The sequence below is a fragment of the Pseudomonas sp. GW821-FHT01C01 genome (assembly GCF_059422645.1).
Genome location: NZ_JBWKXF010000023.1, coordinates 79,129 through 90,127 on the forward strand (window position 1 = coordinate 79,129; position 10,999 = coordinate 90,127).

Genomic DNA, 10,999 nt, shown 5'->3' on the forward strand with positions numbered 1-10,999 from the left:
CGTGAACTCACGGGCGCCTTCGCTGGCAAGCCAGCTCCTACAAGTGCGGCAGTGATCTGTAGGAGCTGGCTTGCTCGCGAAGAACGATGACGCGGTTTCAGCGATTAATGGCCTTTCCCGGAATGCCCACCAGCGCCCTTCCCCGGTCCCTTGCCGGCCTCGGCTTTCCTGCCGCCCTCGGCATCGTGGCTGGCTTTGTCGGCGGCGGCCGCAGCCTTCTCGGCTTCTTTGGCCAATTGCTCGACCGTCACCAGATTGCTCTTGCGCACGCTGTCGACAAACCCCTGGAACGGCAGATCAGTGATGCCCACCAACCCGAAGTGACCGTTTTCACCGTCAAGCAGGCGCCCTGTGACCGGTTGATCGAGGTACTGGAACCAATGCACGCCGACAATCGACGGCTCGCTCAATGCCTGCTTGAGGAAGTTGGAATACGCCGGACCACGGTCCTCCTCCTTCGCCAACGGCGTGACGCCGCCCCAGAACGGGCCACGATCAGCCGAGCCGAAATTGAACTCGGTGATCAGCACCGGTTTGTCGAGGCTGCGCAGCTTGGCGAAGTCGTAACCGTCCTGGGGTTGCAAGGTGTACATGTTGAAGCTCAACACGTCGCAATACTGGGCGCAGGACTCCACGGCTTCCGGCGTGCTGATGGCGAAACGGCCACCGAGCAGCATCTGGTTCGGCGCGTGCCATTTGAGCGAGTCGGAGATGGTCTTGAAATAAGTGTCAGCAAAGACCTTCTGGAAGTATTTGAAGTCGGCTTCGATTTCCGGGTGCTCGGCGCTTGGCAATGGCGGCACGAATCCTGGGTCTTCCATCAATTCCCAGGCCGGCAAATCAATGCCCCAGGCTTTCGACAGGCCTGCCTGGTTGCGGTACTTGTCGCGCAGTTGCTTGAGGAACGCGCGCTTTGCCGGCACATCGGTGGTCATTTTCAAAGTGCCATAGGCCAGGGCATAACGGGCTTTCGGGTCATCGTCGGGACCGGCCCAGGCCAGTTCGTTGTCGGCGTAGTAACCGATCAGCCACGGATCGTCGCGATGATCGCGGGCGGCAATGGCCACGGCACGTTCGGTGGCCATGGCGAAACGCGGGTCGAACGGGTCGGGCATGCCGCCCCACCAGTCGGTACCGGTGCTGATACTGGCGTAGTCGCCGACAATCGACAGCGGCAAGGTGTACGGCACACGATCAGCGTTGCCCAGTACGGGGGCGCTCCAGTTGCCAATGGTGTTGAAGCCCCAGGCCTGCAAGCGGTCAAGGGTGTGACTGGCCCAGCGCTGTTCGTCGAACAGCGCCTTGCACGGTTCGACAGATTTGGGCTCAGCGGCTGTCGCTACCGTCGCTTCGGTCTTCGCCGCTTCGGCGACGCCAGCCTTGGTATCACTGCCCTTCGCGCACGGATCGCCATACAGACGCTGCAGGTTGGCACCGTAGAAGTCGTACCAGCGCCCGGCGTTGTAGCCGCGCCCTTGATCGGCACCGTTACCGCTACGGTTGTCGCCTTCGCCGTAGAGACTGGCCAGTGCCTCGTCAGCCTTGGGCAGGGATTCGAACATCCACTCGCGACCGGCAACGTAGGTCTGGTTGACATCCGGGGCCACGGTATTGACTCCGAGGGAATAGAACGGGTGCCCTTCCGGCGTCACTAGATACCAGCGACCATCGCGTTTCTCGGTGCGGAAAAAGCCACTGGCCTTGAACGACGGGCCTTTGGTCAATCCGCCGAACTTGTCCAGCGAAGACTTCTGACGCTCGGCCAGCCAGGTTTTCAGTTGTTGCTGTTCCTTGGCGGCGGCGCTTTTTAGCTGCTCGTCGCTGCTGACTTTTTCCGGCCATTTGGCCCGGGTCGACTGGCCGTAAGCATCCACCAACCCGCCATATACGGCTTGGGTGACCGACTCGCCGTCCTGCACACCAAAGCGCTCCAGCAGGATGCTTTGCGCGGCTTTCGGCTGGTCCATCGACAACGTCACGGACACCACCTGGCTGCGATCCAGCTCACCGGCGCTACTGGCCAGCAACACACGCTGCCCCTCGACAGTCATCGGCATCGGCGGGCCAGCCTTCATGCCCTGGCTCAGCGGTGATGTCGCTTGCAAAGGCACCAACAGGGTTTGCGCCGGCCCCGCCGGCAGATCGACGCGGCTGACCAGTGTCTTGCCGTCGTTGCTCTGGATGGTTACGTACAGGGTCAAGGCCCAGTTCATCGCGCTCTGAATCCGCAGGCTCATTACGCCCGACTGCGACCAGTCCCAGGCACCGGTTTGCGGGGCCAGGCGCAAAGTCGGCCGGGCGACCGGGTTGAACGTCACCCGGCGCAGCACTTCGCCTTCAGGGGTTTGCTCGGCGTTGGACTGCGGCAGGCTGGCGTCCTGAGTCGCCACCTGGACCACGTCGGCGGGGCGCACAAAGTTGAACAGCGTCTGCGGGCTGGCAGGAGCGGCCAACAGCGGTGTTGCGAACAGCAGGGCAAAAACGGCAGGCAACGAACGGCAAATCATGAGAACGAAAATCTCCCTTACGACCTTCAATGGGCCAGTGGAAAAGCGATGGCAGAGAGATAGACAACGCGGTGGGCAAAACTGCCCACCGGTGATTCAGGAAATTTCTCGACGGAACGGCGGCAACGCGTTGAGGATGGCTTTGCCATAGCGCTGGGTCACCAGGCGCCGGTCGAGCAAGGTGATGGTGCCGCGGTCTTCTTCGGTGCGCAGCAAGCGCCCGCAAGCCTGGACCAGCTTCAGCGAGGCATCCGGCACGGAGATTTCCATGAACGGATTACCACCTCGGGCTTCGATCCATTCCGACAGCGCCGCTTCGACGGGATCATCGGGCACCGAGAATGGAATCTTGGCAATGACCACGTGCTCGCAATAGGCACCGGGCAAGTCGACCCCTTCGGCGAAGCTCGCCAGGCCGAACAGCACGCTGGAATCCCCGCCATCGACCCGCGCCTTGTGCTTGTTCAGGGTTTCCTGTTTCGACAGGTTGCCTTGAATGAACACTTGCTTGCGCCAGTCGCGGTCGAGGCCATCGAACACGTCCTGCATCTGTTTACGCGAAGAGAACAGCACCAGCGTACCCCGCGAGCCTTCGACCAATTCAGGCAGATCACGAATGATCGCGGCGGTATGCGCCGCAGCATCACGCGGGTCGGCGTTCAGGTTCGGCACCCGCAGCACACCGGCGTCGGCATGATGGAACGGGCTTGGCACCACGGCCGTCACGGCTTTCTTCGGCAAGCCGGCGCGCATGCGGAAGCGGTCGAAGGTACCGAGGGCAGTCAGGGTCGCCGACGTCACCAGACAGCCATACGCCACGTTCCACAGGTTGCGCCGGAGCATTTCCGCCGCGAGGATGGGACTGGCGTTGACCTCGATGTCGAACAGCGAACCGCTTTCGGCCAGGGTCAGCCAGCGGGCCATGGGCGGGTTGTCTTCCGGGTCTTCGACGGTGAAGGCGGTCCACAACTCCCAGTTGCCGGAAGAACGCGACAACAGGCTGCCGAACAGCGGGTACCACTCTTCAGCCTGGTTGCTGGCGATGCCAATATTGACCTCGCCGTCCATGCCTTCCTTGAGCAGCTCGGTCAGGCGGGTGAACAGATCGGTCAGCCGCGCGAAGCCTTTCTTCAGTTCGATGCCCATTTCACGCATGTGCTCGGGAATCACCCCGCCGACGAATCGATGACGCGGGCGCTCGCGGCCTTCAACGTCTTCGCCGGGTTTGAAATCGGCAATCTGCTCACAGGCGGTGAACATGAACTGCTGCTGGGTCTTGATTTCCCGCGCCAGCTCCGGCACCTGCTCGATCAACTTGCCCAGGTCGCCCGGCAGCGGGTGCTGGGCCAGCAGTTTGGTGAGGTTCTTGGCGGTGGTTTCCAGCCAGTCGGCGGTGGAGCGCAGGCGCGTGTAATGGGCGAAGTGGCCGATGGCCTTGTCCGGCAGGTGATGGCCTTCGTCAAACACGTAGATGGTGTCGCGCGGGTCCGGCAATACCGCGCCGCCACCCAGGGCCAGGTCAGCCAGGACCATGTCGTGGTTGGTGACGATCACGTCGACCTTGCCCATGCCTTCGCGGGCCTTGTAGAAGGCGCACTGGCCAAAATTCGGGCAATGACGGTTGGTGCACTGGCTGTGATCGGTGGTCAGGCGCGCCCAGTCGGCGTCTTCCAGGGCGGTGGACCAACTGTCGCGGTCGCCGTCCCACTTATTGCCGGCGAGCTTCTCGATCATGCTGGTGAACAGCTTCTGGCTGGCCTCGTCGACCTCGATCTTGAAACCTTCTTCTTCGAACAGCTGTGCGGTGGCCGTTTGCGCGTGGCCTTCCTGGAGCAACATGTCGAGCTTGGACAGGCACATGTAGCGCCCGCGCCCCTTGGCCAGGGCGAAGGTGAAATTCAGCCCGCTGTTGCGCATCAGGTCGGGCAAGTCCTTGTAGACGATCTGCTCTTGCAGGGCCACGGTAGCCGTGGCGATCACCAGGCGTTTGCCAGCGGCCTTCGCCGTGGGGATCGCCGCCAGGCTGTAGGCCACGGTCTTGCCGGTACCGGTGCCGGCTTCCACCGCGACAATCGCGGGGTCGCCACTGCGCCGGCCTTCGTCGTCGGTGTCGATGTCACCCAGGACCTTGGCCACTTCGGCGATCATCAGGCGTTGGCCATAACGCGGCTTGAGGCTCTTGGCTTCGAGAAAACGCGAGTAGGCGCCCTGGATCGTGGTTTTGAGTTCGGTGCTGATCATGGATTGTCGGGCGCAAAAAACGCTGGATAAATTTTCAGTGGTTCGGTTCGGCCGCTATCATACCCCGCTAATGAATCCCGCGCAGAACGGAGTACCCCAATGACACCTTTTAGCCTCATTTATAGCCTGCATGTACTGGCGGCCCTGGTCTGGGTCGGCGGCATGTTTTTCGCCTGGATGGTCCTGCGCCCCGCAGCCATCAAGGCCCTGGAAGGACCTGCCCGGCTGAAGTTGTGGGTAGAAGTGTTTCAAGGTTTTTTCCGCTGGGTCTGGGTGGCGGTGGTGCTATTGCCAATCAGCGGCGTGGGCATGCTGAATCTGCACTTCACCGGTTTTGAAAATGCGCCGCGCTATGTGCAGGTGATGATGGGGTTGTATGTGGTGATGACCGCGTTGTTTATCCGCATTCAGGCGCTGATGCTGCCGGAACTGCGCACAGCCGTGGCCGAGCAGGATTGGCCGGCCGGGGCGGCGGTGCTGGGGCGGATTCGCCGGTTGGTGGGGATCAATTTGCTGGTGGGGTTGGCTGTGGTGGCGATTGCTGCGGCACGGCCGATGTTTTGAAGTAACTCTGGCCTGGGAGGCTGTTGTGGCGAGGGAGCTTGCTCCCGCTGGGTCGCGAAGCGACCCTGAATTGGCAACCGCGTTTTTTCAGCATAAACGCGGCGACCGTTTTTACGACTGCTCCGCAGCCGAGCGGGAGCAAGCTCCCTCGCCACAGGAAATCAATTGCCACATATTACTTAGTGAGATTTACAACCGCTGCACGGTCACCGAACCAGCGGCACCTTCAGGCCCTGGCTGCCCGTCGGCACCAGGCTTACCGCTCTTGCCACCATCGGCCTTGTAAATCAGGCAGCCCTTGGCCTTGCCGCCCGCGCCCGGTTTACCGCCAGGGCCGGCCACGCCGCCAGCACCGCCGGCCACCTGAACCTTGATCCGGTCTGCCGGGAAGTCGTGCGGCACCGCCAGTTTGACCAGCGCCCCCGGTGCCCCCGGCTGGCCATTGCTGCCATCACTGCCATCGGCACCGCGACCCGCCTGCCCCCAGGTGCAGCCCGGTTCCTGGCCGTTAGCCCCATCAAGACCCACAAACCCCGGTGCACCCGCACCACCGCGAGCATCAACGATCAATTGCGCTGCGTTCAGTGCCTTGATCTGCAAATCCAGGTTGCGTCCGGATCGGGCAGCCTTCTGGTAAGTTCCCGGCGCGCCACGCGCGGTGATCTGGCTGCCTTCGGACAAATCGGCCCGATGGACCTTCAGCGCCAGCGCCTGTTCGCCGGGTACGATAGCAATGCGGGCTTCACGCCCCAGATGCAATTCACCCACGGTGACTTCGGTCACGTTCGAGGGAATCAGCAAGGTGCCGTAATCGGCCACTTCCAGACGTTCCAGTTGCAGGGTGCTGGCGGTGTTGGGCAAGCGCATCAGCGAGTTGGGTTCAACACTCACCACCTGTGCGCTGGCCAATGGGCTGATGAGTGCGGCAAGCAGGCAAAGTTTACGCATGGGAAGCCTTCGAAGCGGTGGGAGCCGGAATGGTTTGCAGGTGGAAAACGCCGAAAATGACAATCTTCAGGCGATCAAGCCAGGGATGGGCTCGACCACGCAGACTGCGATAGCACAGCAGCGCTTCCAGAAGATGGATGAACCCCAACAAGCCGCCGGCCAGATTGACCAACAGATGCAGCGGAAAGACAAACGGCGTGAGCAGATTGACCAGCACCACCACCCAGAACACCAGGGTCAATAGCCGCCCCAGCCCCCATAACACCTTCATACGCTCCCCCGATGAGAATTATTGTTTGGGCGCACAGTAACGGCTTCCACGCGGGATAAGCCAGAGGGCAACGGAAAAATCTTCATGAAGGCCGCCGAACGGCCGTCGCCGCGCTCACAACTGTCGTCCGACGGCTCTATCTCTTGGATCAGCGGTTTATATGCAGGTCCACGCGACGGTTTTTCGCACGGCCTTCATCTGTTTCGTTGTCGGCAATCGGCTGACTCTTACCCTTGCCTTCGCTGGTGACTTTGTTCGGCGCTACACCCTGGCTCAACAGGTATTCCGCCACGCTGCTGGCACGCCGCTCCGACAGGGCCTGGTTATACGCGTCCGAACCTACGCTGTCGGTATGGCCGACCACCTTGATGCTGACCACATCGGCATCTTCGAACTTGCTCATCAACGCATCCAGTCGACTCTTGGCCGTCGGGGTCAGGTCGGATTGATTGAAGGCAAACAGCACGTCATCGCTCAGGGTGATGACTTCGGACTGCGCGGGCTCGGACTTGACGCTGTCCGGATACTGCGGCACCGCGCAACCGTGGTGATCGACCCGGGTATTGGCGGGTGTGTCAGGGCAACGGTCACGTCGGTCGAAAACGCCGTCGCCGTCTTCGTCGCCATCCTGGGCATAGCAGATCAAGCCGCCGGACAAGATACCCAGCGCCGCCCCACCCGCGGCCCAACCGCCACTCTCGATTGCGCCCAGACCACCACCGACAAGGCCGCCGATGAGACTGCATATTGGCCAGTTTTGTTGATTGAGGGGGGCAGTGCCATCGCTGTGGGTCGCGCAGCCGGTCAAGAGACTGCCAAGTAGCAGAACCGGCAAGACTGTCCTTGTGAGAACTATCATGTTGAAAGCTCCTGTGTCACCGGCCAATACCGGCTACACAGGAGTAAAGACCCGCATCCGCGACTGCACAAGGCGCGGATGCGAGGGGGGCTTAACGCTGGATCTTGATTTCCGTACGGCGGTTCTGTGCACGACCGTCAGCGGTTTTGTTGTCAGCAACTGGCTGGCTTTCACCGGCACCGACAACCGAGACGAAGTTGCTGCGAGGTACGCCTTGCTCAATGAGGTATTCAACCACCGAGTGCGCACGTTTATCCGACAGTTTCTGGTTGTAGGCGTCGCTGCCCACGCTGTCGGTATGGCCGGTTACGGTCAGTCGAGCAGTCGGGGCTTCGGCTTTCAAGCGAGTGGCAATCTTGTCGAGTACCAGTTTGTCGGACGAGGTAAGCGTGGCCTTGTCAAACTGGAAGTGAACATCGCGGATGACGATGGTTTCTTCCTTGACCACAACCGCCTCTTCGACCACAGGTGCTGGTGGTGGGCAACCGTTGGCATCGACTTGAACGCCTTTAGGCGTGCCCGGGCACTTGTCGCGACTATCCGGCACACCATCGCCGTCTTCGTCGCCATCACCGTGCACCCAGCAATAAGCCGCCGCGGTACCGCCGACGAGCAGAGCGCCATACCCTGCCCATGCCGAGCTTTCGGTCGCACCGAGGCCCGCGCCCACGACACCACCAACCGCCGCACAGGTCGGCCAGTCGGTTTTCTGCAAACCTGCGCAACCAGTCAAGACACTGGTTAGCAGAACCAAGGGTAATGCTGTCCGAACTATGCTCATCTAGTTTTCTCCTGAAGGATCGGCTTGGAACCGATTCAGGTAGTAAAGACCCGAGTTTTAATCTCCGCCAGCAATAGGCCATGCTGTTTATTCACGCATTAACGGCGGGTTGGCACTTTTGCCGGCAAGCCGCTCTAGGCCCGAACGTTCGGGCAGGCTAGTCTTGGCAGATCTGATTGAGGATCTTTGATGATTGCAGGTATTTCTTCACGCACGCCGCAACAGGCACTGGCCGCGTTACTTGACCGATATGCCCCCGCGCGCCTGTTATTGATCGGCGCCAGCGAGTTCCCGGCGCTGGAAGCGTTCAAACTCGCTCACCCGGACAGCAGCGTCGCCTTCGCTGCCCCCGGCCCGTTGCCCGCCGAATTGGCGGCCTGCCGTTTCGACCTGGCCCTGGCGGTCGATTGCCTGGAGCATTTGCCCAAGCGCGACGGCCTGAACCTGCTGGGCGGCATCCGCAACCTCAATGCCAGCCGTATCGCAGTGCTGGCAGATCTGCCGGCCTGTGGCTGGCAGGAAACGGACTTTTTCTCCCTGGCCCTGCAAGCCAGCGAGCGCTTTCAACGCGATGAGCAAGTCTTGACCCTGTTCACCTACGATCTGCTTGAATACAAACAAGTCCCCGACTGGCTCAACTCGCGCTTCTGGGCCAATCCGGAAAACTTCGGGAAATACTGGTGGTAATGCAATGAGTACATCCATTTGCCCTTGCGGCAGCGGCACCCTGCTCGATGCCTGCTGCGGTCATTACCATGCCGGGCACCCGGCGCCGTGCGCCGAAGCCTTGATGCGCTCACGCTACAGCGCCTATGTGCTGGGATTGGTCGATTATCTGGTGGCCACGACCCTGCCCGCACAACAGGCCGGCCTCGACCGTCAATCGATCAGCGACTGGAGCGCGCAAAGTACGTGGCTGGGTCTTGAGGTGGAAAGCTCCGAAGTGCTGGGCGGCCAGCCTGAACATGCCTTCGTGACCTTCACCGCGCGCTGGCACGACAGCAATGGCGAACACAGCCACCGCGAGCGTTCGTCATTTGTGCAGAACACAGGGCGCTGGTATTTCATCGACCCGACCGTGCCGCTCAAGCTCGGACGCAATGATGCCTGCCCGTGTGCCAGCGGGCAGAAATTCAAGAAATGTTGTGCGGGGTATTTCAGCAGTTAGGAGATGGAATGGCTGTCCACCAAGCCGGGTCGCCGAAGGCTGCGATCTTTTGGGTCTAGACTGGGGCTCAAGGGAGAAACACCACGATGATCATCCGCCGCAGCGCACTCTATCTGCTCACATTGATCCTGACACTGGGACTCGGTGGCTGTGCGTCGTGGTTCGACGACGACTTGCCGGACCCCGAGGTCCACCTGGTGAAAGTCGAGGTGGTCCGCGCCAAAATGCTCGAACAGAAATTCCTCCTGCACTTTCGCATCGACAATCCCAATGACAGAGACCTGACCGTGCGCAGTCTGGAGTACCGCGTTCACTTGGGTGACATACTGCTGGCCGACGGCGAGTACGAACACTGGTTCACCATCGGCCCCAGGCACAGCGCCTACTTCAAGGTGCCGATCCGCACCAACCTGTGGTCAAAGCTGCGAGACCTGATCAAACTGCTGAAAAAACCCGATCAACCCATTCCCTATCGTCTGGAAGGTGAACTGGAAACCGGTATATTCATCGCCCACTACGTGCACCTGGCGCGCAATGGCGTGATAATCCCCGCCGATTTAATTCCGGAGCAACACCGATGACCCAGCAACCTCACGTTCACGGCCCTGACTGCAACCACGATCATGACCATCACCACCATGATCACGACCACGGCCATGTCCACGGTCCGAACTGCGGCCACGCTCACCAGGAACCGGTGCGCAACGCCCTGAAAGACGTCGGCCGCAACGATCCGTGCCCATGCGGCAACGGCAAGAAATTCAAGAAGTGCCACGGCGCCTGATGCTTCGGGCGGATATCGATTTCGCCTGTTGAAACGCCATCGCGAACTGGCTCGCTCCCACATTATTACGGTGGACACATTTCCCCCTGTGGGAGCGGGCTTGCTCGCGAAGACGGTGTATCAGTAAACAGAGATGCTGGATTTCAGTCCGCATTCGCGAGCAAGCTCGCTCCTACAGGTTTTTCAGTCAGCCTTTAATACGCATGCACTGCTGACCACCGTCGCATACTCGTCCTGCAGATTCCCCAGCGACATCGCGTGCACCTCTTCGGCGCTATGGGCATGGCCGAAAAAATCAGCCTTGTCGAAGGTAAAGCACGCATCCTCGGCCACCCACGTATCAAACCCCAGGTTGCCCGCGGTGCGCGCCGTGGATTCCACCGAGTTGTGGGTCGCGACGCCCACGATGATCAACTGCCCGATCCCCGCCTCGCGCAACTGCACCTCCAGCCCCGTTGAACAAAACGCATCCGGCACCTGCTTCTGGATCAAGCGTTCACCGGCCATGGGTTGAAACCGCTCCTGAAACTCCACCCCCGACTGTTGCGGCCAGAACACTGAGTCCACTGAACGGGACAGATGCTGCACATGGATCACCGGCCGGGCGGTGCGCCGCCAATGGCCGAGCAATTCCAGCATGCGCTCTTCGGCCTGAGGATTATTCCGGCGGCCGAGTCTGGGATGCAGGATGCCTTTCTGCTGATCGATGATGATCAGTGCCGCGTTTGCCTTGAGCTCCATGCCGACTTTTCTCACACAAGATCATTGATATTCCCGCACTTCAGCATCGCCGCCCTCTACACGCAAGCCTGGTTCAAAACATAACCCCTGTGGCGAGGGAGCTTGCTCCCGCTGGAGTGCGCAGCGCTCCAGCGG

Annotated in this window: 12 protein-coding genes; 5 read left to right on the top strand and 7 right to left on the bottom strand. The window is 60.9% G+C overall.

The features are described 5' to 3' along the window. Positions 1 to 104 precede the first annotated feature (104 nt). Positions 105 to 2,507, bottom strand: coding sequence for a beta-galactosidase (locus AC07XF_RS16020; RefSeq protein ID WP_495027248.1), 2,403 nt, complete (start codon positions 2,505 to 2,507; stop codon positions 105 to 107). 96 nt (positions 2,508 to 2,603) lie between these two features. After that, a complete protein-coding gene (gene dinG / locus AC07XF_RS16025) occupies positions 2,604 to 4,748 on the bottom strand; it encodes an ATP-dependent DNA helicase DinG (protein WP_495027249.1) in 2,145 nt (714 codons plus the stop codon). A 99-nt stretch (positions 4,749 to 4,847) separates the two neighbouring features. Here dinG and AC07XF_RS16030 point away from each other — a divergent pair, with 99 nt between their 5' ends. Beyond that, positions 4,848 to 5,312, top strand: coding sequence for a CopD family protein (locus tag AC07XF_RS16030; protein WP_495027250.1), 465 nt, complete (start codon positions 4,848 to 4,850; stop codon positions 5,310 to 5,312). 189 nt (positions 5,313 to 5,501) lie between these two features. Here the strand turns inward: AC07XF_RS16030 and AC07XF_RS16035 are convergent, their stop codons facing one another. The 4 genes from AC07XF_RS16035 to AC07XF_RS16050 all read right to left on the bottom strand — a co-directional run bounded on the left by AC07XF_RS16035 (position 5,502) and on the right by AC07XF_RS16050 (position 8,171). Further along, the gene (locus AC07XF_RS16035; protein ID WP_495027251.1) at positions 5,502 to 6,260 is read right to left on the bottom strand and encodes a collagen-like protein; all 759 of its coding nucleotides are present in this window, start codon (positions 6,258 to 6,260) and stop codon (positions 5,502 to 5,504) included. Next, the gene (locus AC07XF_RS16040) at positions 6,253 to 6,531 is read right to left on the bottom strand and encodes a DUF1145 domain-containing protein (RefSeq protein ID WP_495027252.1); all 279 of its coding nucleotides are present in this window, start codon (positions 6,529 to 6,531) and stop codon (positions 6,253 to 6,255) included. Before AC07XF_RS16040 ends, AC07XF_RS16035 begins: the two co-directional genes overlap by 8 nt. Before the next feature lie 148 nt (positions 6,532 to 6,679). Next, positions 6,680 to 7,390 (bottom strand): PA1041 family peptidoglycan-binding anchor lipoprotein, encoded by a 711-nt coding sequence (locus AC07XF_RS16045; RefSeq protein WP_495027253.1) that lies wholly within the window; start codon positions 7,388 to 7,390, stop codon positions 6,680 to 6,682. 91 nt (positions 7,391 to 7,481) lie between these two features. After that, complete coding sequence (locus AC07XF_RS16050; RefSeq protein WP_495027254.1) at positions 7,482 to 8,171, bottom strand: PA1041 family peptidoglycan-binding anchor lipoprotein; 690 nt, start codon at positions 8,169 to 8,171, stop codon at positions 7,482 to 7,484. 189 nt (positions 8,172 to 8,360) lie between these two features. On the opposite strand from AC07XF_RS16050, the gene AC07XF_RS16055 reads away from it, so the two are divergent. The 4 genes from AC07XF_RS16055 (at position 8,361) to AC07XF_RS16070 (ending at position 10,123) form a co-directional block, all read left to right on the top strand. Beyond that, on the top strand, positions 8,361 to 8,858 hold the full coding sequence (locus tag AC07XF_RS16055; protein ID WP_495027255.1) for a DUF6231 family protein: 498 nt from the start codon (positions 8,361 to 8,363) through the stop codon (positions 8,856 to 8,858). A 4-nt stretch (positions 8,859 to 8,862) separates the two neighbouring features. Then, positions 8,863 to 9,339, top strand: a complete 477-nt coding sequence (locus AC07XF_RS16060; protein WP_007992374.1) for a YchJ family protein — start codon at positions 8,863 to 8,865, stop codon at positions 9,337 to 9,339. Between the two features lie 86 nt (positions 9,340 to 9,425). After that, on the top strand, positions 9,426 to 9,920 hold the full coding sequence (locus AC07XF_RS16065; protein WP_495027256.1) for an LEA/WHy family protein: 495 nt from the start codon (positions 9,426 to 9,428) through the stop codon (positions 9,918 to 9,920). Continuing rightward, entirely contained in the window at positions 9,917 to 10,123 is a 207-nt protein-coding gene (locus AC07XF_RS16070) for an SEC-C metal-binding domain-containing protein (RefSeq protein ID WP_007955014.1), read from the top strand. Before AC07XF_RS16065 ends, AC07XF_RS16070 begins: the two co-directional genes overlap by 4 nt. Positions 10,124 to 10,306: 183 nt before the next feature. Here AC07XF_RS16070 and AC07XF_RS16075 read toward each other — a convergent pair whose 3' ends face one another. Further along, positions 10,307 to 10,864 carry a cysteine hydrolase family protein gene (locus AC07XF_RS16075; RefSeq protein ID WP_495027257.1) on the bottom strand — a complete coding sequence of 186 codons (558 nt, stop codon included), beginning with the start codon at positions 10,862 to 10,864 and terminating at the stop codon, positions 10,307 to 10,309. Positions 10,865 to 10,999 lie beyond the last annotated feature (135 nt).

What these genes read in the sequence shown, in the direction of transcription:
- AC07XF_RS16020 (WP_495027248.1), bottom strand. Translation starts at nt 2,507, where the DNA reads ATGATTTGCCGTTCGTTGCCTGCCGTTTTTGCCCTGCTGTTCGCAACA.
- dinG (WP_495027249.1), bottom strand. Translation starts at nt 4,748, where the DNA reads ATGATCAGCACCGAACTCAAAACCACGATCCAGGGCGCCTACTCGCGT.
- AC07XF_RS16030 (WP_495027250.1), top strand. Translation starts at nt 4,848, where the DNA reads ATGACACCTTTTAGCCTCATTTATAGCCTGCATGTACTGGCGGCCCTG.
- AC07XF_RS16035 (WP_495027251.1), bottom strand. Translation starts at nt 6,260, where the DNA reads ATGCGTAAACTTTGCCTGCTTGCCGCACTCATCAGCCCATTGGCCAGC.
- AC07XF_RS16040 (WP_495027252.1), bottom strand. Translation starts at nt 6,531, where the DNA reads ATGAAGGTGTTATGGGGGCTGGGGCGGCTATTGACCCTGGTGTTCTGG.
- AC07XF_RS16045 (WP_495027253.1), bottom strand. Translation starts at nt 7,390, where the DNA reads ATGATAGTTCTCACAAGGACAGTCTTGCCGGTTCTGCTACTTGGCAGT.
- AC07XF_RS16050 (WP_495027254.1), bottom strand. Translation starts at nt 8,171, where the DNA reads ATGAGCATAGTTCGGACAGCATTACCCTTGGTTCTGCTAACCAGTGTC.
- AC07XF_RS16055 (WP_495027255.1), top strand. Translation starts at nt 8,361, where the DNA reads ATGATTGCAGGTATTTCTTCACGCACGCCGCAACAGGCACTGGCCGCG.
- AC07XF_RS16060 (WP_007992374.1), top strand. Translation starts at nt 8,863, where the DNA reads ATGAGTACATCCATTTGCCCTTGCGGCAGCGGCACCCTGCTCGATGCC.
- AC07XF_RS16065 (WP_495027256.1), top strand. Translation starts at nt 9,426, where the DNA reads ATGATCATCCGCCGCAGCGCACTCTATCTGCTCACATTGATCCTGACA.
- AC07XF_RS16070 (WP_007955014.1), top strand. Translation starts at nt 9,917, where the DNA reads ATGACCCAGCAACCTCACGTTCACGGCCCTGACTGCAACCACGATCAT.
- AC07XF_RS16075 (WP_495027257.1), bottom strand. Translation starts at nt 10,864, where the DNA reads ATGGAGCTCAAGGCAAACGCGGCACTGATCATCATCGATCAGCAGAAA.